The 18,435-nt window shown below is 69.3% G+C and carries 16 protein-coding genes; 7 read left to right on the forward strand and 9 right to left on the reverse strand.

The features are described from left to right. Positions 1 to 3: 3 nt before the first annotated feature. The 5 genes from ABOD76_RS17795 to ABOD76_RS17815 form a co-directional block, all read right to left on the reverse strand. Positions 4 to 402 (reverse strand): hypothetical protein, encoded by a 399-nt coding sequence (locus ABOD76_RS17795; protein ID WP_350243295.1) that lies wholly within the window; start codon positions 400 to 402, stop codon positions 4 to 6. A gap of 101 nt (positions 403 to 503) precedes the next feature. After that, positions 504 to 896 (reverse strand): helix-turn-helix transcriptional regulator, encoded by a 393-nt coding sequence (locus tag ABOD76_RS17800; RefSeq protein WP_350243296.1) that lies wholly within the window; start codon positions 894 to 896, stop codon positions 504 to 506. A 346-nt stretch (positions 897 to 1,242) separates the two neighbouring features. Continuing rightward, positions 1,243 to 3,252, reverse strand: coding sequence for a type I DNA topoisomerase (gene topA, locus ABOD76_RS17805; RefSeq protein WP_350243297.1), 2,010 nt, complete (start codon positions 3,250 to 3,252; stop codon positions 1,243 to 1,245). A 190-nt stretch (positions 3,253 to 3,442) separates the two neighbouring features. Beyond that, positions 3,443 to 3,940, reverse strand: a complete 498-nt coding sequence (locus ABOD76_RS17810) for a GIY-YIG nuclease family protein (protein ID WP_350243298.1) — start codon at positions 3,938 to 3,940, stop codon at positions 3,443 to 3,445. Positions 3,941 to 4,383: 443 nt separating this feature from the next. Continuing rightward, positions 4,384 to 5,544: a benzoate/H(+) symporter BenE family transporter gene (locus tag ABOD76_RS17815; protein WP_350243299.1), complete on the reverse strand. Its 1,161-nt coding sequence runs from the start codon at positions 5,542 to 5,544 to the stop codon at positions 4,384 to 4,386. Between the two features lie 377 nt (positions 5,545 to 5,921). On the opposite strand from ABOD76_RS17815, the gene ABOD76_RS17820 reads away from it, so the two are divergent. Both ABOD76_RS17820 and ABOD76_RS17825 read left to right on the forward strand, forming a co-directional pair. Then, on the forward strand, positions 5,922 to 9,092 hold the full coding sequence (locus tag ABOD76_RS17820) for a glycoside hydrolase family 2 TIM barrel-domain containing protein (protein ID WP_350243300.1): 3,171 nt from the start codon (positions 5,922 to 5,924) through the stop codon (positions 9,090 to 9,092). Between the two features lie 149 nt (positions 9,093 to 9,241). Further along, positions 9,242 to 9,637: a DUF1801 domain-containing protein gene (locus ABOD76_RS17825; protein ID WP_350243301.1), complete on the forward strand. Its 396-nt coding sequence runs from the start codon at positions 9,242 to 9,244 to the stop codon at positions 9,635 to 9,637. Positions 9,638 to 9,920: 283 nt separating this feature from the next. Here the strand turns inward: ABOD76_RS17825 and ABOD76_RS17830 are convergent, their stop codons facing one another. Together ABOD76_RS17830 and ABOD76_RS17835 are read right to left on the reverse strand one after the other, a co-directional pair. Continuing rightward, on the reverse strand, positions 9,921 to 10,130 hold the full coding sequence (locus tag ABOD76_RS17830; protein ID WP_350243302.1) for a hypothetical protein: 210 nt from the start codon (positions 10,128 to 10,130) through the stop codon (positions 9,921 to 9,923). Positions 10,131 to 10,223: 93 nt separating this feature from the next. Beyond that, complete coding sequence (locus ABOD76_RS17835; protein WP_350243303.1) at positions 10,224 to 10,973, reverse strand: carboxypeptidase-like regulatory domain-containing protein; 750 nt, start codon at positions 10,971 to 10,973, stop codon at positions 10,224 to 10,226. Between the two features lie 174 nt (positions 10,974 to 11,147). Here ABOD76_RS17835 and ABOD76_RS17840 point away from each other — a divergent pair, with 174 nt between their 5' ends. Genes ABOD76_RS17840 through ABOD76_RS17855 form a run of 4 tightly spaced genes read left to right on the forward strand, consistent with a single transcriptional unit; the run spans position 11,148 to position 15,054 of the window. Then, positions 11,148 to 11,939, forward strand: a complete 792-nt coding sequence (locus ABOD76_RS17840; RefSeq protein ID WP_350243304.1) for a M23 family metallopeptidase — start codon at positions 11,148 to 11,150, stop codon at positions 11,937 to 11,939. Between the two features lie 8 nt (positions 11,940 to 11,947). After that, positions 11,948 to 13,174 carry a LysM peptidoglycan-binding domain-containing protein gene (locus ABOD76_RS17845; protein ID WP_350243305.1) on the forward strand — a complete coding sequence of 409 codons (1,227 nt, stop codon included), beginning with the start codon at positions 11,948 to 11,950 and terminating at the stop codon, positions 13,172 to 13,174. Positions 13,175 to 13,200: 26 nt separating this feature from the next. Beyond that, a complete protein-coding gene (locus ABOD76_RS17850; protein WP_350243306.1) occupies positions 13,201 to 14,259 on the forward strand; it encodes a LysM peptidoglycan-binding domain-containing M23 family metallopeptidase in 1,059 nt (352 codons plus the stop codon). Positions 14,260 to 14,319: 60 nt separating this feature from the next. Continuing rightward, the gene (locus tag ABOD76_RS17855) at positions 14,320 to 15,054 is read left to right on the forward strand and encodes a glucose 1-dehydrogenase (protein WP_350243307.1); all 735 of its coding nucleotides are present in this window, start codon (positions 14,320 to 14,322) and stop codon (positions 15,052 to 15,054) included. 22 nt (positions 15,055 to 15,076) lie between these two features. Here the strand turns inward: ABOD76_RS17855 and ABOD76_RS17860 are convergent, their stop codons facing one another. After that, positions 15,077 to 15,340, reverse strand: coding sequence for a metal-sensitive transcriptional regulator (locus ABOD76_RS17860; protein ID WP_350245302.1), 264 nt, complete (start codon positions 15,338 to 15,340; stop codon positions 15,077 to 15,079). Positions 15,341 to 15,412: 72 nt separating this feature from the next. Continuing rightward, positions 15,413 to 15,616 carry a CopZ family metallochaperone gene (locus tag ABOD76_RS17865; protein ID WP_350243308.1) on the reverse strand — a complete coding sequence of 68 codons (204 nt, stop codon included), beginning with the start codon at positions 15,614 to 15,616 and terminating at the stop codon, positions 15,413 to 15,415. 162 nt (positions 15,617 to 15,778) lie between these two features. Between ABOD76_RS17865 and ABOD76_RS17870 the strand changes: the two genes are divergently transcribed. Next, positions 15,779 to 18,292: a heavy metal translocating P-type ATPase gene (locus ABOD76_RS17870; RefSeq protein ID WP_350243309.1), complete on the forward strand. Its 2,514-nt coding sequence runs from the start codon at positions 15,779 to 15,781 to the stop codon at positions 18,290 to 18,292. Positions 18,293 to 18,435 lie beyond the last annotated feature (143 nt).

Here is an 18,435-nt window from a genome sequence, read left to right on the forward strand (position 1 = left end):
CCTCTAGTTCAAGCGCCGGCAGATCATGGCAAAATCGGATTGCCATGACACGCCGCCGTCCTGCGACTGTTCACCCGTTGTTTCCAAAATGTCTCGCTCCTGGAAGCGTGACGTGGAGCGCTGTGCGAAATCTGGGTCCAGGTGGATCATGGACCACCCCTCGACGTTGATCTGCAGTTCAAAGATGCGGACAATTCCCCGAACATCAAAGTAGTGGTACTGGTCATGTGAAAGCAGCGCCATGGCGTCAGGGAAGTCGGGGTGCGCGTACGTCCAGTACTGCAGGATGAATGCCCCATCCAGCACCCATTCATACCGCTGCCGGCCTGACACTGGCCCGGCTACGGCCGGATGCTGCATCGTGAATTCCCAGTCTCCGAGCAGTCGGTCGAGCACACGCATGATGGCTCCTTGTCATTATCGGTAGATTTCAAGTTGCACGTTGGTTAGTTTCGGTGCGGCACACACGCATCCAGGCAGAACACCTGCTCAGAACATCTTCGTCACTCAAGGGGAATGCGGCGTTCGGACCCGTCCCGGATGCGGATCGGCCGGGTCACCTGCTTCGCCACGCAGGGGGGCATGCCCTCGGTCGCGCCCGCTGCCTGCTGCCGATAGACGCTGGGCGACACCCCCACGAGTTCAGTGAAGCGGGTGCTAAAGGTGCCCAGCGACGAGCAGCCGACCTCAAAACACACCTCGGTCACGCTGAGCTGGCCCAGGCGAAGCAGCGCCATGGCACGCTCGATGCGCCGCGTCATCAGATAGGCGTAGGGAGACTCTCCGAAGGCCAGCCGGAACTGGCGGCTGAGGTGTCCGGCCGACATGTTCACACCCTGCGCAAGTGCCTCGACGTCCAGCGGCTGGGCATACTCCCGGTCAATGCGATCACGCACACGACGCAGCCGCACAAGTTCGCGCAGATGCGGTGCGGCTGCAGAAGATGCTGGCACCCTTCGATTGTCCCACTGCACGACGCGCTGCTCAAGTCAGCAGGACGGCCGGGACCTGAGACGCCTGAGGAGCCGAAGCCGTGAGTCGTCGGCACCTCGCGCGCAGGGCCACGATCCCTGGATCTGGACAATCGCCGCAGCACCACAATACGGGCCGAACGCGCGGTGAGCTTTCGCGGAACCCTTTTGATTCCTCGTTGTACCGGGGCCGGTTCCGCCCAGGAAGCTTCCACCCTGCTGCACCCGTCACGGGTACCGGCAGGGTTCCCTTAAAAGCTTCCATACAGCTTCAGCCCTTGGAACGCCGTGGTGTTCTGGGAGTGTGCGGCTCGCCTCTGGCCTTTCTTTGTCGTTTCCCTTTCGGCACATCGGCTTTTGGCGTGCGCCTGCTCCTGGCCGGGACACGTTCGCCGGCCAGCAGGGCCTGCGCAAGCTCGGGAGTCAGGTCCTCGGGGAGCAGGTCCGGCGGCAACGTTGCCAAGCGGCCGTCACCAAACAGTGTGGGCTGCCCGCCCCGCACCCCCACCACCACGCCGGGCAGCTTCGGGAGGGCGAGGGTCGGGGCGTCACGCGGCGCGCGCCTGAAGGTGGGGTCCAGGCTGTCGGTCCAGGTCCCGGTCAGGCACTCCAGGCGCGTGAGCTGCCCTTCGGCGATGCGGTCGAGGTCAGCCTCCATCTTGGCGGTGAAGGCGGGGTCCACCAGATCTGGAGCGGAGCGCCCAAGGTACTGCGTGACGAGCAGACCAAGCCACGTGACGACCAGCTGGCGCTGCCGCACGGTGGTGTAGCCCCGGGTGGCCAGCGTGCTGAGGATGCTGGCGAAGGTGCTGGGCCGCCCGACTCCCTGTCGCTCCAGCGCCCGCACCAGCGACGCCTCGGAATATCGCCTGGGGGCCGGGGTCGTGCGGCGCTCGGCACTGGCGTCCCGGACGTCGTGCATCTCCCCTGCCTGGATTGGCGGCAGGGCCTGCTCGTCCGGGTCCGGTTCCTCGTCCTGGTAGGCACGGGTGAACCCCGGGTCCGTGATAACGCGCCCGGACGCGCCGAGCGTCACACGCCCCACCGCCAGGGTGACCTGCGTGCGGGTACCGCGCAGGTCCGTCATCTGGCTGGCGACGGTGCGGCGGTAGATCAGGTCGTACAGGTCCGCCTGAGTGCCGGCAAGGCCTGTTTCGGCGGGGGTGCGGAACGCCCTCCCGGTGGGCCGGATGGCCTCGTGCGCCTCCTGGGCCGTGCTGGTTTTCGGCGCGTAGGTTCTGGGGCGCTCCGGCACGCTGTCCGGGCCGTGGGCCGCCTGGGCCGCAGCGCGTGCGGCGCGGGTGGCCTCGTCCGAGAGGCCGGGCGAGTCGGTGCGCATGTAGGTGATGAATCCACCCTCGTAGAGCCGCTGCGCCTCGTCCATCGTCTGCTTCGGGGCGAGTTTCAGCTGGATGGACGCGGCCTGCTGCAGGGTGCTGGTGGTGAACGGCGCAGGCGGCCGGGTGCTGAAAGGCGTCGCCTCCACCGACTGCACGGCGGCGGGCCGGGCCTTCAGGAACGCCACGAGTTTCTCGGCCTGCTCCGGCGTCATCAGGAGCACGCCGGGGTTCACGGTTCCGTCCGGTCCAAAGTCTTTGGGTGTGGCGAGCGCCTGACCGTTCACGTGGGTCACGGCCGCTGTGAACGTGGGCTGGCCGATGCGTGCGGTGACGCGCCAGAACGCGGCGGCCACAAAGTTGAGCCGCGCATGCTCGCGCTGGGCCAGCAGGGCGAGGGCGGCAGACTGCACCCGCCCCGCACTGAGGCCCGGTCCGATGGCGTCCCACAGGAGCGGAGACGCGCCGTAACCGCTCAGCCGGTCGAGGACCCGGCGGGTTTCTGCCGCGCCGACCAGCCGGTAGTCCAGCGGTCGGGTATGCGCGACGGCCTGCCGGATCGCGTCCGGCGTGATCTCGTGAAAGACCATCCGCTCGGGGTCTTTGAGCCCCAGCAGCTGCGCGAGGTGCCACGCGATACTCTCGCCCTCCCGGTCGCCGTCCGTGGCCAGGATTACGCGTCCGGCCCGCTCGGCGGCCTGCCGGAGTTCCTTCACGACGCCCGCCTTGGCCTTTGGAATCACGTACAGCGGCCGGAAGCCGTGGGCCACATCCACGCCCAGGCGCGCCCAGGGTTCCTTCGCGTAGCGGGCGGGCACGTCCTCCTTCTTCGCGGGAAGGTCGCGGACGTGGCCCAGACTGGCGCGCACCTGATACCCCTGTCCGAGGTACGCCGCGATCTTTCTGGCCTTGCTGGGGCTTTCCACCAGCACCAGGGTCGTCATGATGGCCGGGAGCGACGGGGAGAAGGGGCGCGAGCAGGGGCAGCGCTGCCTCGGCCATGACCGGCCATCGGCCTGATCCGCTGTGGATCCTGGGTGGTGGAAGCACGCCTGCACTTCTGGCTCACCAGAGGGTCAGCGGCCGGCAGGCGATGGTGCGCCCATCTCCGACCAGTCCGGGCAAGGCGCACGGTCATCCGGTCTGGTCCCCATCGTTCAGCAGCCGAAGAGGAAACCCTTCCGTGGCCAGGGCCACCAGCTGCCGTTCAACAGCCTCGGCACTCACCGGCCCGTCCGGCTGCGGCGCAAACGCGACGTGACGCTGACCGATCACATACAGGTGCAGGTCGTAGCGCACCGTGTCGTGCCCCTCGCGCAGCAGCCGGCGGCGCCAGCGGGCATACTCACCCTGAGCGGCCAGCAGCCCACGCAGGTGATCGCTCCAGTACCTGCCGGGTGTGCGCGTGCGGCCGATGTGGGCGGGCGTCTCGTCCCCCAGCCGCTGCTCCATCAGCAGGCAGATGTACTCAGGGTCCTGCTGCCGCCCGGTCAGGCTGGTCAGCTGGGCCAGCATCCGGCCACGCACCATCGGCTCACCTGCATTCGCCAGCACGAAGCCGTACCCCTGATGGGCGGCCAGCCAGCCTTCAAAGTGTCGTCGCGCCACCGCGGAGTCGGCTGTGCCGGTCATGCCGTATTGTGGCAGGTTCGGCGCAGGCAGCTCTGTGACACGCCGTGGGCGGGGGCCGACGATGCCCACGGCGTGTCCACCGGCAAGACCAGCGTGGGCCGAAATCATCTACAGCAGGTGATGGACGTGGCAGGAAGCCCGACGGAACAGACCTATCTGCCTAGGCCTGCATGAGATTGACGCGCGGTGCATATGACGCTATACTTTTTTCATCAACGTCCGGAAGGGACGTCTTTTTTTTGCATCGCTCAATATAGACAGGAGGGACGTGGGTACGCCCCCTGTTCCAGGCAAAGTCCCGACAGAGCCGCCTGACGTCCCCGACTCACCGGATACGTGGCTGGCTCTGGTGTGGCCCCCGACTACCGACCAGAGCCGCCTGCTGGAATTGATGGCGCTCGTGGGAAAGCCCTTGGGACCGCATCTCCTCGCCCTTCGTCCCGCTATACAGCTGGACGTGTCCGCTCTCTCCAGCCTCGCAGTTCGGCCAGCCCCCAGCCCAGTGCCAGCCCCCACACCGGGGCACTGATGCCCAGCCAGGAAAACCCGGAGGCAGTCAGGACCAGGGTCAGGAGCGCGGCCTCCCGCCAGCGCGGTTCAGTCACCAGCGTCCCCTCCCGTCCCACCAGCAGCGGACCCAGCAGCGCCAGCCCCGCCAATCCCTGAAGCAGCGGCGGCGGAAACACGCTGGCCAGGCTGAGCAGCGCTCCGGCGTTCAGGCCGAGCACGAGGTACCCGCCCGCGCAGCTGAGGCCGGCGATGTACCGTCTGGCCGGGTCAGGATGGGCGTCCGGCCCGGTGCAGATGGCGGCCGTGATGGCTCCCAGGTTCAGTGTGATGCTCCCGAACGGTGCGGCAACCAGCCCGGCCAGCCCGGTCAGCGTCACCAGTGGGCGCGGCGGCACGTGACCGTATCCACTGGCACTCAGGATCGCCAGCCCCGGCAGGTGTTGGGACGCCACCGCCAGCAGCACGCTCGGCAGCGTGATGGCCAGGATGGCCTGAACACTGAAGCTCGGACGGATCAGCGTCAGGTGCCCAGCCACGTGGGCGGCGCCCGAGTGAAGTGTGCCCCCCAGGACCGCCGCACTCAGACCCACCAGCAGGGCCAGCGGCACCGCCCAGCGCGGCACCAGGGCGCGGCCCAGCAGATACGCGGCAAACATCGGCAGCAGGAAGGTGGGGGCGGTGGGAATGGCCATAAAGCCGCGCAGGACGAATGGCAGCAGCACACCCGCGAGCAGGGCGGAGGCCAGCGGTCTTGGAAGGTGCCGCGCAATCCAGTCAAACAGGCCGGTGAGTCCCAGCAGGGCCAGCACGAGGGCAGCGAGCAGTAGGGCACCGACCGCCTCACCGGGAGAAAACCGGGGGCCTTCAGCGATGAGCACCGCCAGCCCAGCAGTGTTCCAGCCGAGAATGATGGGCGACCGGTACACCAGCGACAGCCCCGCACCCAGGACACCCAGGGCGAGATACATGCTGGTGAGGCTGCTGACCGCCTGCCCGGACGTGAAGTGAACGGCCGCGAACATCTGAACGAACAGCGGCAGGTTGCTGGACGCACTCACGAGCACGGCGACCAATCCGGCCACCAGGGCGGTCATCGGCAGCCGGCCTGTTAAGCGCAAGGGACGCGCCTCATCCCAGCACCGGGCGTGGAGCGGGCCCGGATCAGGCACAGCGACTGGACAGGACGCCCGCGCGGCACCGGCCGGCGGGACGAAAGCAGATGGCGGCCAGGCTGCAGTGAAACGCGGGCTGGCCTGGGCGCGACTGGTTTTGGCATGCGTCTCCTCACGGCACGGTAACAGTGAGCGGCACTTCTGGCCAGCGGCGGTCCAGACAGCCGTCAGTCCACCGGGACGGCAGCCGGACGGGCTGCCAGGGCTCCCGGATCCGCCCTGGGGCCAGGAGCGTCTGCACGGTCCAGCTGATCTGCCCTCCACACCCCCTGCGCTGGCCTGTCATTCTTGGAGCACCTATGACACCTTCTCCTCAGGACGCCAGCCCGCTGATGTGGGGCGCCGTCAGGCCCTGGCAGACACCGGAACTGCAACAGCTGGGCCGTCTGCCGGCCCGCGCCACGCTGTATCCCTTTGAAACCCCAGATCAGGCGCGGGCCGGCGAACGAGCGCACTCGCCCTGGGTCGAGAGCCTGAACGGTGAGTGGACCTTTTTCCTGGCGGCGCGGCCGGAAGAGGTGGCGGCCAATTTCATGATGGCAGCGGGCCGAACACCGGAGTGGACCACCCTGCCGGTGCCGGGCAACTGGACGCTGCACACGGGCGACGTTCCCCACTACACCAACGTCCAGATGCCGTTTCCGCAGCTGCCGCCGCAGGTGCCGGATGCCAATCCGACCGGCCTGTACCAGCGGTCCTTCGACCTGCCCCCGCACTGGACTGGCCGCCGGACCGTGCTGCATGTGGGCGGCGCGGAAAGCCTGCTGTATGTATGGGTCAACGGGGCGTTCGTGGGGCTGTCCAAGGACTCGCGGCTGCCGGCAGAATTCGATGTGACGCCCTTTGTGCAGCCGGGCGAGAACCTGCTGGCCTGCGCGGTCGTGAAATGGTCCGACGCCAGCTTCGTCGAGGATCAGGACCAGTGGTGGATGGGCGGCCTTCACCGCGAGGTGTATCTGTACAGCACGCCGCACACCTTCATTCAGGACGTCCAGGTCCGGGCCGAGCCCCAGGAGGATGGCCAGGGACAGCTGGCGGTGACGGTGAGCCAGGGGGGCGACCCTGCAGGCGTGGGAGCGGTGACGGTGCAGCTGTATGGCCCGGACGACCAGGAGGTCGGCGAACCGCTCACGCCGCTGGCCCGGTCTTCCAGCACGCCGCGCGGCCAGGTTCGCTTCTCGGCGCAGGTGGCGACCCCAGACCTGTGGTCGGCCGAACGGCCGGCCCTGTACCGCGTGGTGGTCTCGCTGCACGGGCCGGGCGGGGAGCTGCTGGACGTGACGGCGGTGCGGACCGGCTTCCGGCGCATCGAGGTGCGTGACCGCCAGCTGCTCGTCAACGGGCAGGCGGTGCGGATTCTGGGCGTCAACCGCCACGACCACGACGACCGCACGGGCAGCGCCCTCTCCCGCGACCACATGCGGCGCGACGCCCTGCTGATGAAGCAGCACAACATCAACGCGGTGCGTTCAAGTCACTATCCTAACGATCCCTACTGGCTGGACCTGTGCGACGAGCTGGGGTTGTACGTCTTCGACGAGGCCAACATCGAGAGCCACGCCTTCTACCATGACCTGTGCCAGGATGCCCGCTACGCGGCCGCCTTTCTGGAGCGCGGCCTGCGGATGGTGGAACGCGACAAGAACCACCCGGCGGTGATCGTGTGGTCGCTGGGCAACGAGAGCGGCTACGGCCCGAACCACGACGCCCTGGCCGGCTGGATCCGGCACCGTGACCCGAGCCGACCGCTGCACTACGAGGGGGCGGTGGCCGTGGCCGGCTGGGCCGCCGGGACCGCCGCCACCGATCTGGTGTGCCCGATGTACCCGTCCACCGAGGCGATCGTGGCCTGGGCGGAGGACGAGGCCAGCCCGGAGCGCCGCCGGCCCCTGATCATGTGCGAGTACTCGCATGCCATGGGCAACAGCAACGGTGGGCTGAGCGCCTACTTTGACGCCTTTGACCGGTACCCTGGGCTGCAGGGCGGCTTTATCTGGGAGTGGTGCGATCACGGTCTGCGGGTCAACAACAGTTCGGGCGACGGCACCCACTGGGCCTACGGCGGCGATTTCGGCGACGTTCCCAACGACATGAACTTCGTGTGTGACGGCCTGGTATTCCCCGACCGCACCCCACACACCGGCCTGCTGGAGTACCGCCATCTGGCCCGCCCGGTGCGGGTTACCGGATGGGCATCCGGCCTGCTGACCGTGGAAAACCGGCGGTCGTTCACCACGCTGGCCGACCTGCGCGGCAGCTGGACCCTGCTGCTGGACGGGGTGCCGGTAACAGAGGGCGAGCTGCCGACCCTCCAGACCGCCCCGGGGCAACGCGAGACGCTGCCGCTGGCGTTGCCCCCGTTCCCCGCTGGACGGGACCTGTACCTGAACGTCACCTTTGCCCTGCGCGACGCCGCACCGTGGGCGCCCGCAGGGCATGTGCTCGGCACTGATCAGCTGGACCTGACGACGCTGCTGGAGGCCGTGCCGCAGGACGCGCCCGCCACGCCACCACGGCCGCCCGTCGAGATCACAGAAACGCAGGACGGCTGGACGCTGCAGGCCGGCGACGTTCAGGTGCGGGTGTCGGCCACGCGGGGGCGGCTGGAACAGTATCAGGCGGGGGACGAGCTCCTCTTCAACGTCGGACCGGAACTGGACCTCTGGCGGGCGCCCACCGACAACGATGGGCTGAAGCTCGCGTGGCACCGCAAGGCGGCCGGCCAGCGGTTCACCGGAGGTGAGGTGGATCAGGCGTGGGTCAATTGTGCCCTGCCGGTGTGGCTGGCCGCCGGATACGACGAGGCCCCGCTGGCGGTGCGGGAGGCGAGCGTGCAGGCACAGCCGGACGGCTCGGCCCTGATCGAACTCCGGACCGCCCGTGAGACGCGGGCCGGTGAGGTGCGCCATCACCAGCGCTGCCGGATGACCACCGATGGCGCGCTGCACTTCGAGCACACCTATGACCTGGACCCGGGCCTGCCGGAGCTGCCCCGGCTGGGCGTGACGCTGGACGTGCCCGCCGGCCTGGAGACGCTGACGTGGCTGGGACGCGGCCCATGGGAGAATTACCGGGATCGCCGCGCCGCCGCGCACGTCGGACGCTACACGTCCACCGTTCAGGCCGAGTACGTGCCGTATGTGATGCCGCAGGAGCACGGCAACAGGACCGATGTGCGGTGGCTCCAGCTGGGCGGCGAGGACGGACAGGCGGGCCTGCTGGTGGAGGCGGGCGACACGGGCCTGGAGGCCAGCGCGAGCCACTACACCGCCCGGGACCTGGAGTATGCCCTGCACACCGACGAGCTGACTCCCCGGCCGACCATCACCCTGCACCTCGACCATCTGCAGCGTGGCCTGGGCACCGCGAGCTGCGGTCCAGACACCGCCGAGGCCTTCCGGATCCGGCCTGGACTGTACGTGTCGCGGCAGACCCTGAGGGCGGTGCGGGGTGAGGCAGACCGGCCCTAGCAGGCCTGCGCTCTGCCCTGTGCACCTTGACCCGGGCCGGACAGGCGGTCATGCTCAGGCGGCTTCTGCACATCTCACAACAGACCCAGCCGCAACTCTGCGGCTCGGACGGGTGGCGACCCGCCATACTGACGGAACAGGGAGACAGCATGAGTAAGAGAGAGCCTCAGCAGGGCGTGCCCGCCTCTCAGATGATCGATGAGCGCATTCAGGCGCTGGACGACTGGCGAGGCCAGACACTTGGCCAGCTTCGCCTCTGGATTCAGCAGGCCGACCCGGAAGTGGTCGAGGAGTGGAAGTGGAGTGTTCCGGTGTGGTCGCACGCTGGCCTGATCTGCACCGGAGAAACCTACAAACACGCCGTGAAGCTGACCTTTGCCCGGGGGGCCTCACTGGATGACCCGGCTGGCCTGTTCAACGCCAGCCTGGAGGGCAACACCCGGCGCGCCATTGATGTGCGTGAGGGCGGAATGGTGGACGAGCAGGCGTTCAAAGCCTTGATCCGAACGGCCGTCTCGTTGAACATGTCGCGGACCAGGAACTGAGCCGGCAAACCGCCCGCTCCGCAATACGGCTGGTCGTGCAGCCTGTTCAGAAGGCATTCCAGACGGAAAGGTAGTTTGCACTTCAGCGCCCGCCTGAGCCGAGCTGTCTCATTTCCTTTCGCCCGTCAGAATCGTCTGACCCCTCTGGGAGGCCGCCTCAACGCATCGCATCCATTCAAAGCGGTTGCCAGGGCCGGAGGCTTAGCCTCCTGGGTCTACCCACAGACGGGCGACCCATCAGCGTGACCCTGGTCGTCACAGCTGCGGCTTGGTTGTTTCCTTCTCAGCGCCGCACCAGTTCGCCGTAGAGATGCTCGATACACTCGTCAACGGTGGCGAAGTGGCGCCGCTCTCCGTGCGTGCCCTCCCGCAGCGAGGCCCGCCAGTGCCGGGTCTGCGGGCCCAGTGCCGCGTCGTGCGGCTCGTACCACACCCGCAGCACGTAGACCCGCCCGTCCTGTCCAATCACGTGTGTCCCGGGTTCATCGTCCATGTCTTCTGCTCCTTTCGTCGTGCTTCGCGGCCTGACCGGTGAGGGAGCCACTGGAGGTGAACTCAGGTGGGGGGCGCGGCTCGTCTTCGCCGCTCACTGCCCGCTCTTGGGCAGGCGGACTTCCAGATACATGTTCGGCTGATTGATGTTGTAATCACGCACGAACCCGCCGGTGTAACTCGGGCCCCACGGGAAGGTATTCGGGCTGGTGCGCCGATGGATTTCGAGCGGCTTCCCGTTCAGGGTGGCGGTCACGGTGTAGGTGCCCCACATGACGTTGGGGATGACCGGACCGGAGTAGCTGGAGATCAGGCTGAAGGTGCGCGCCTTGCCGGTCGAACCGTCGGCCAGCTTGCCCACGGGCGTCAGGGTGACCTGCACCTGCTTGGTGTCGATGTCATACTCCCCGATCCCGCGCTCCACGAAGACGCAGGCGAGGTTGCCGTAGGGGTCGTCGGCCGTGACGGGCTTGGGCTTGAACACGAAGTCGCGCACCCCGCCCGCCACGCCCGGCACGGCGTCCGGATTTTTGGGCAGCAGCTCCACCGCCACCGTGAAATCCTCGTACTTCAACCGCATCTTGGCGTACATCTTGAAGGTGACGGGAAACTTGCGCACGTCGATCCGGTACTGCCCCTTCGCGTCGGTGGTCGTGATCAGGTTGCTGTCGTAGGAGAGCGTGTTGTCGGCATCGATTTCGACGCCGGGAATCGGCACGCCCTGTTCGTTCACGACGGTGCCGGTGATGAAGCCCTTCTGGGCGGCCGTGGCGGCGTGTCCGGTGCTCAGGGTGCAGGCCGTGACGGTCAGCAGGGTCAGGGCGGTCAGGCGGGACTGGATCATGGTTGCTCCTTTGGCCACCCGGTCGGGTGCGCTCGTTGGTGCCCTGAGGGTAGGCCGGACAGGATGGCCCACGGATGGCAGGGTGGGCTCAGCACGGCGGCCATCACCCGGCGGGCGGCCCATTGAACCGGCCCACACCTGCACGTTCCCGGTCAGTTCGCTAGGCTGGAGGGGATGCACCCCCCTGCTCCGCGTGTCCGGCCTCCTTTGGCGGCCTCCCTCACCCCGACCCGCCTCCTCCCCGCCCGAATGCTGGCCGCTGCGCTGAGCCTGACCGGCCTGGCCGGCGCCCACTCGGGGCAGCCGGCCCCGCTGAGTACTCTGCCCAAACCGGCCGCCCAGTACGGCCTGCCGTTCGCATCGGCACCCGGGCCCGACACCTGGCTGCTCGGCCAGTTCTACGGCAACACCACCTTTGCCTATCAGCAGCGCCAGACCCAGTATCAGAATGGCCAGGGCGTCCATTTCGGCCTGGATTTCAGCGCGTCGTGCGGCACCCCGGTGGTGGCCATCGCCGACGGGGTGGTGTCGGAGGTGGACGGCCCGCACGGCGCGGCGCCCCACAACCTGGTGATCGATCATCCGGACGGCCTGTCCAGCCTGTACGGGCACCTGTTGCGCCGCTCCGCCCTGCGCGTCGGCCAGCGGGTGCGGCGGGGCGAGGTGGTGGCCGTCTCGGGCGACTCGCAGAACACCTGCGTGTCCGAGCCGCACCTGCACCTGGAGATCCGGGACCATTCGCACCAGATCCTGCTCAACCCGGTCGGCTACCTGAACGCGGACTGGGCCGCGCTCAGTCTGGTAGACCCCGACGTGGACGGGCCCGCCTTCCAGCAGGACCTGCAGCGCCCGGAGGAATGGCAGTTCCTGGACACCCAGCCCACTGTCCGGCTGCACGGGCCCCTGCTGAACGCCTACCCGCAGCCGTGGCCTCCCCTGGCCCCGGCCACCCCGGCGGCCCGGTGAAGCGCAGGATGAGCGGGGTGCTCACGGCCCTGCTGTGCGGACAGGCCCTTGCCGCGACCTACGTGGTGAAGCCGGGCGACACGCTCTACAGCCTCGCCCGTTCGGTGGGCCTGACGGTGGCGCAGCTGCAGGCGCTCAATCAGCTGACCGGCACGGACCTGAAGGTCGGGCAGACGCTGGAGCTGCCGGCGGGTCCGGCTCAGCCGCCGGCGCCACCGGCCCCCACCGAGACGCTGCCGCCGCCTATGCCCGGCACGGCCCGACCTGCCGTTCAGGTCTCTCGGCCCGGCTGCTGCGCCAACGTGCAGTGGACGGCCGACAGCACGCAGCTGATCGTGCTGGACCGCCCGGCCGGCGGCGAGCCGGGCCTGTACCGGATTCCGGCGGACGGCTCGGCCCCCGCCGGGTTTCTGGACCTGTCGCCCGCGCTGCTGTCCCCGGACGGCGCTTTTGCGCTTCAGCCGCGCAGCGCTTCCTCGGCGACCGCCGTGCGCTTTTCCGACGGAGCCCGGGCGGCGGTGCCCACCAGCGGCCGGGACGCCGCGTGGTCGCCGCAGGGGGCGCTGGCGTGGTCCACCTACGGCACGGCGGACCGGGACGACTGGATTCCGCTGACCGTCTTCGTGGCGGACCCCTTTGTCAACGGCAGCGTGGCGGCCCCGCGCCGCCTGCCGACCGTGTATGGCGGGCGCCTTGTCGGCTGGCTGAACGGCACCACCGTGCTGCTCACCGGCCGGCTGACCCGCACCGACCCGCGCCGCTCGCTGGTGAGCGTGAACATTCAGGGTGGCCCGCCGCAGGTGCTGGCTGAGGGACAGATGTTCAGCGGCGTCCGGGTCAGTCCGGACGGCAGCCGGGTGGTGTACCGGGTGACGCTCGACATGCCCGGACGCAACGGCATGTTCGTGGTCGGCACCGAGGACCGGCGGGTGACGCCGCTGCCGCTGTTCGGCTCGGCCCGCTGGCAGGACCCCGGCCACCTGTTGATGGTCCCGTTCGAGCCGGGGCAGCCGAGTCAGCGGCTGGTGCAGCTGGACGTGGAGAGCGGCGAGGTCCGGCCACTGCTGACGCTGCAGGACAGGATCGCCCACGACGACTGGCAGGTGGCGCCGGACGGTCTGCGCGTCGCCTACCTCAGTCAGACCAGCCGCGCCCTGCTGGTGCTGCCCCTGCCCCCAACGCTCCCGCCAATCCCCATTCCGGCCGACCCCGGCCCGGCCCCGGAGGCCCCGTGAGCCGCCGGCCCCCTCTGGAGGTCCGTATGAACCGACGACACTTCATGCTCGTCGCCCTGCTGCTGGGTGGGCTGGGCAGCGCCCAGATCAGCTATGTGGTGCAGCCGGGCGACACGCTCTACAGCCTCGCCACCCGCAGCGGCGTGCCGGTGGCGACCCTGCAGCAGCTGAACCACCTGACCAGCACCGCCCTGCAAGTCGGGCAGACGTTGCAGCTGCCTAGGGCTCCGACGGTGGCCGGGACTGCCCCCGCTGCCCCGACGCCGGCCACCCGGAGCGTTGGGGGCGTCACGGTCAGCGTGCCGACCCATCTGCGGATGGGCGACGCCTTCGTGCTGCGGCTGAGTGGGCCCGGGGCGGCAGGGGCGCGGGTTCAGTTTCCCAGCGAGGTGGGCGAAGACGTGCGTCAGCCGAACGAGCTGCTCACGCCGCTGCCGGCGGCCGATGGTGCCCTGGTGCTGGGCCGGGTGGTGCTGGGCAAGACCACGCCGGTCCGCTACCGGGTGACGGTGGGCGCACAGGTGCTGACCGGGGAGATTCCGGTCTCGGGTCAGGTCACGGGCCTGCAGCAGCTGAACATGGCCAGCAGCATCACCGACAAACTGATGGACCCGGCCCGCGCGGCCGAGGAAGCCGAGGTGGAACGCGCCTACCTGCGCCGCACCCCCCAGGTCTGGACCCGGCCCTTCGCCGCCCCGCTGACCATCCCGCCGCGCATCGCCACGGTGTTCGGGCAGTCCCGCACCTATTCCAGAGGCGGACCGGTCCAGTACCACTACGGCACCGACTACCTCGCCCCCATCGGCACCGACATTCATGCGATCAATGACGGCACGGTGGTGATGGTGGGCACGTATCCGGTGCGGGGCGGGCTGGTGATCATTGATCACGGGGCCGGGCTGCTGAGCCTGTATTTTCACCAGTCGCGCACGCTGGTCAAGGTGGGGCAGGTGGTCCGGCGCGGCGACATCATCGGCCGGGTCGGCACCACCGGCATTTCCAACGCCCCTCACCTGCACCTGGAACTGCGGCTGCGCGGCGAGGCCGTGGAGCCGGCCGAGTGGCTGGGCCGGATGCTGCCGTGAAACGGGCCGTGGCATACTGGACGCATCGACCACACCGGCCTCCAGCTTCACGGCCCCCGCATGACCGTCTTTGACTTCGGCGGGCGCCGGGCCCTGGTGACCGGCGCCGGCAAGGGCATCGGGCGCGAGATCGCGGCGCTGCTGGCCACCTGCGGCGCCGAGGTGGTGGCGGTGAGCCGCAGCGCCGACGACCTGACCCGCCTGCAGCGCGAGACCGGCTGTCTGCCGGTGGTGGCCGACCTGGAGACGGTGGAGGGGGTGCAGCAGGCCGTTCGGGCCGCTGGAGCCATTGACCTGCTGGTGAACAACGCGGGCATTGCGCTGCTGGAACCGTTTCTGGAGGCCACCCCGGAAGCGTTCGACCGGACCATGGCCGTCAACGTGCGGGCCGCGCTGCTGCTCGGGCAGGCGGTGGCCCGCGACCTGATCACCCGGTCGTCGCCCGGCGCCATCGTGAACGTGTCGAGCCAGTCCTCGATGGTGGGGCTGCCGAACCACGCGGCCTACTGCGCGTCCAAGGGCGCCCTGGATCAGCTGACGCGCGTGATGGCCATTGAGCTGGGGCCGCACCGCATCCGGGTCAACGCCGTCAACCCCACGGTCACGCTCACCCCGATGGGCCAGCGGGCCTGGAGCGATCCGGCCCGCAGCGCCCCGATGCTGGCCCGCATCCCGCTGGGCCGCTTTGCTGAGCCGCTGGACGTGGCCCAGGCGGTGGCCTACCTGCTGAGCGACGCCGCCGCCATGATCAACGGCGTGACGCTTCCGGTGGACGGCGGCTTTCTGACCTCCTGAACCGCTCAGGCAGCGTTTCCCTTCAGGTGTACTTGAGCGCTTCCATCAGTTCTTCGATCAGGTCGGCGGCGTCCCCGCGTTCGTGGGCGGTGGAGATGTGCGCCTCCAGGTGCCCGCGCAGCACCACCTCCCCGGCTCCGGACAGCGCGCCCTGTACGGCCTTGATCTGGCGCAGCACGTCCACACAGTAGACGTGCGGATCGTCCAGCATCCGGACGATGCTCTCCAGATGGCCCCGGGCGATGGCCAGCCGGCGCGACGCACGCTTGCGGGCCTCCTCCGGCATGCACAGGTGGGCGTGATCGGCACCCGCCTCGGGGGTGGGCGCGTGGGCCTTGGCGGCGGGCGTCACCCGACCCTACTGCCGGACCTGAGCGGTGTAGCCCTCTTCGCTGACGGCCGACAGCAGCGCCTGCACGTCCGGCTCGCCCTGGACGGTGGCCCGCCCGGTCTGAAGGTCCACTTCGGCGTCCTGAACGCCGGGAACGCGCTTGAGGGCCTTGGTGACAGCTGCCTGGCAGTGTCCACAGGTCATGCCGCTGATGTTCAGTTCCGTGCTCATGTCCATAGGCTATACCCTCCCACCGGGGGTGTCAATCCGGAGGAGGGCCCACCGGTGGGCGTAACCCATACATTCGTTCTCAACGGGCATCTTGACCTTGACCTTTCCAGCCTCTGGGCATATCCTTCGGGCATATCCCCCAGGGGGGGATAAGGAGCGGAGATGACGAAGACACTGGAACTCGGCGTGCAGGGCATGACCTGCGCCAGTTGTGTGGGCCGGGTGGAACGCGGCTTGAAACGGGTGGAGGGGGTGGACGACGTGGCGGTGAACCTCGCCACCGAGCGGGCCACCGTGCAGTACGACCCGGCTCGGACCTCACCCCAGACCCTGCTCGACACCGTCCGGGACGTGGGGTACGAACCGGTGCTCAGCGCCCTGGAATTCGGGGTGCAGGGCATGACCTGCGCCAACTGTGTGGGCCGGGTGGAGCGGGCGCTGAAGAAGATGGACGGCGTGGTGTCGGCCAGCGTCAATCTGGCCACCGAGCGGGCCACCGTCCAGTACCTGCCGGCGGCGGTCGGTCCGGGCGACCTGAAGGCGGCGGTGCGCGACAGCGGGTACAGCGTGCTCGACGCCCCGGCCGGGCAGGACCGCAGCGATCAGGAGCAGGCGCTCAGAGACGCACACCTTTCCGAGCTGCTCGGCGCGGTGCGCTTCAGCGCCGTGTTCGCGGTGCCGCTGCTGCTGCTCGCCATGCTGCCGATGCTGTCCCTGTCCGCAGAGATGTGGCTGATGGAGCGCCTGGGCCCGGCCCTGAACTGGGTGATGCTGGCCCTGGCCCTGCCGGTCCAGTTCGGCCCGGGCCGCCGCTTCTACCGGCTGGGCTGGACCGCCCTGCGCCACCGGTCGCCAGACATGAACAGCCTCGTGATGATCGGGACGAGCGCCGCGTTCTTCTACAGCCTGCTGGTCACGCTGGCGCCCGGCATCTTCCCGCCCGGCACCGCCCACGTGTACTACGAGGCCTCGGCAGTGGTCATCACCCTGATTCTGCTGGGCAAGTACCTGGAGGCGCTGGCCCGGGGCCGCTCCAGCGAGGCGATGAAGCGGCTGCTGGGCCTGCAGCCGAAGGTGGCGCGGGTGGTGCGGGACGGCGCCGAGCTGGAACTGCCCACCGACGAGGTGCAACGCGCGGACCTGGTGTCGGTGCGCCCCGGGGAGCGGGTGCCGGTGGACGGGGAGGTCGTGTCGGGGCGCAGCTACCTCGACGAGAGCATGATCACCGGCGAGCCGATGCCGGTGCTGAAAGAGCCGGGAGACAGCGTGGTGGGCGGCACCATCAACCAGAATGGCGCGCTGGTGTTCCGCGCCACCCGCATCGGGGCCGAGACAGCCCTGGCCCAGATCATCCGGATGGTGGAGCACGCCCAGGGCAGCAAGCCGCCGATTCAGGGGCTGGCGGACCGGGTGGTGCGGGTGTTCGTGCCGGTGGTGCTGGGCATCGCGGCGCTGACGTTCCTGGCGTGGCTGCTGTTCGGAGGGCCGCAGGCGCTCAGCTCCGCGCTGGTGAACACGGTGGCGGTGCTGATCATCGCCTGCCCCTGCGCCATGGGGCTGGCCACGCCGGTCAGCGTCATGGTCGGCACCGGCAAGGCCGCCGAACTGGGCGTGCTGTTCCGGACCGGCGCGGCGCTGGAAGGGCTGCACGCGGTGCAGGTGGTGGCGCTCGACAAGACCGGCACCCTGACCGAGGGGCGCCCGCAGCTGACCGACCTGGTGCTGACCTCCACGCTGGAACGCGCCGAGGTGCTGAGCCTGGTCGCCTCCGCCGAGGCGCAGAGCGAGCACCCGCTGGGCCGCGCCATCGTCGAGGCGGCCGGTCGGGAGGGCTTGCCGCTGGAGCCGGCGCAGTACTTTGAGGCGGTTCCCGGCTACGGCCTGGCCGCCACGATCGGAGGCCGCCTGGTGAACGTGGGCGCCGACCGGTACATGCAGCAGCTCGGCCTGGATGTGGACCCTGTGGCGCTGCAGGCAGCTCAGCTGGGCCAGGCGGGCCGGACTCCGCTCTACGCGGCCATTGACGGTCAGCTGGCAGCGCTCCTGGCGGTGGCCGACCCGGTCAAGGCGGGCAGCGCCGAGGCGGTCCGTGCGCTGAAGGCCCAGGGGGTGCAGGTGGCCATGATCACCGGGGACAACGCCCGCACCGCCCAGGCGATCGCGGAGCCGCTGGGCATCGATCAGGTGCTGGCCGAGGTGCTGCCCGGCGGCAAGAGCGACGCGGTGCAGCGGTTGCAGGCCGCCGGCCAGCGGGTGGCGTTCGTGGGGGACGGGATCAACGACGCGCCGGCCCTGGCCCGCGCGGATGTGGGGCTGGCCATCGGGACCGGCACTGACGTGGCCGTGGAGACCGCCGACGTGGTCCTGATGAGCGGCGACCTGCGCGGTGTGCCAAACGCCATCGCGCTCAGCCGCGCCACCCTGCGCAACATCCGGCTGAACCTGTTCTGGGCCTTTGCCTATAACGTCCTGCTGATTCCGGTGGCGGCAGGCGTTCTGGCTCCCGCGCTGGGCTGGCAGCTGAGCCCGGTGCTGGCCGCCGCCGCCATGGGCTTTTCCAGCGTGTTCGTGCTGAGCAATGCCCTGCGGCTGCGCCGGTTCCGGCCACCGGTTCAGCCGGGCCCGCTGGACCGGCCGGCCACGGCCCGGCCCTCCGGCAGCCGCCAGCTGACTTAATCCCTCTGGGGTGTCCGGGCGAGGTCCGTGCAGTGGACCTCGCCCGGACGTTTGTTTGGACCCGGCGTCGAGGCAGACAACGCCGGGAATTTCCTGGGGGGTTCCTTGGTTCGGGCCGGCAGGCCCCTGCTGGCGCCCTCACT

Source organism: Deinococcus sonorensis KR-87, from assembly GCF_040256395.1.
Taxonomy (GTDB): Bacteria; Deinococcota; Deinococci; order Deinococcales; family Deinococcaceae; genus Deinococcus; species Deinococcus sonorensis.

Excerpts from the sequence above, each read along its gene's own strand:
- ABOD76_RS17795 (WP_350243295.1), bottom strand. The coding sequence starts at position 402 with ATGCGTGTGCTCGACCGACTGCTCGGAGACTGGGAATTCACGATGCAG.
- topA (WP_350243297.1), bottom strand. The coding sequence starts at position 3,252 with ATGACGACCCTGGTGCTGGTGGAAAGCCCCAGCAAGGCCAGAAAGATC.
- ABOD76_RS17810 (WP_350243298.1), bottom strand. The coding sequence starts at position 3,940 with ATGACCGGCACAGCCGACTCCGCGGTGGCGCGACGACACTTTGAAGGC.
- ABOD76_RS17815 (WP_350243299.1), bottom strand. The coding sequence starts at position 5,544 with ATGACCGCCCTGGTGGCCGGATTGGTCGCCGTGCTCGTGAGTGCGTCC.
- ABOD76_RS17820 (WP_350243300.1), top strand. The coding sequence starts at position 5,922 with ATGACACCTTCTCCTCAGGACGCCAGCCCGCTGATGTGGGGCGCCGTC.
- ABOD76_RS17825 (WP_350243301.1), top strand. The coding sequence starts at position 9,242 with ATGAGTAAGAGAGAGCCTCAGCAGGGCGTGCCCGCCTCTCAGATGATC.
- ABOD76_RS17830 (WP_350243302.1), bottom strand. The coding sequence starts at position 10,130 with ATGGACGATGAACCCGGGACACACGTGATTGGACAGGACGGGCGGGTC.
- ABOD76_RS17835 (WP_350243303.1), bottom strand. The coding sequence starts at position 10,973 with ATGATCCAGTCCCGCCTGACCGCCCTGACCCTGCTGACCGTCACGGCC.
- ABOD76_RS17840 (WP_350243304.1), top strand. The coding sequence starts at position 11,148 with ATGCACCCCCCTGCTCCGCGTGTCCGGCCTCCTTTGGCGGCCTCCCTC.
- ABOD76_RS17845 (WP_350243305.1), top strand. The coding sequence starts at position 11,948 with ATGAGCGGGGTGCTCACGGCCCTGCTGTGCGGACAGGCCCTTGCCGCG.
- ABOD76_RS17850 (WP_350243306.1), top strand. The coding sequence starts at position 13,201 with ATGAACCGACGACACTTCATGCTCGTCGCCCTGCTGCTGGGTGGGCTG.
- ABOD76_RS17855 (WP_350243307.1), top strand. The coding sequence starts at position 14,320 with ATGACCGTCTTTGACTTCGGCGGGCGCCGGGCCCTGGTGACCGGCGCC.
- ABOD76_RS17860 (WP_350245302.1), bottom strand. The coding sequence starts at position 15,340 with ATGCCGGAGGAGGCCCGCAAGCGTGCGTCGCGCCGGCTGGCCATCGCC.
- ABOD76_RS17865 (WP_350243308.1), bottom strand. The coding sequence starts at position 15,616 with ATGAGCACGGAACTGAACATCAGCGGCATGACCTGTGGACACTGCCAG.
- ABOD76_RS17870 (WP_350243309.1), top strand. The coding sequence starts at position 15,779 with ATGACGAAGACACTGGAACTCGGCGTGCAGGGCATGACCTGCGCCAGT.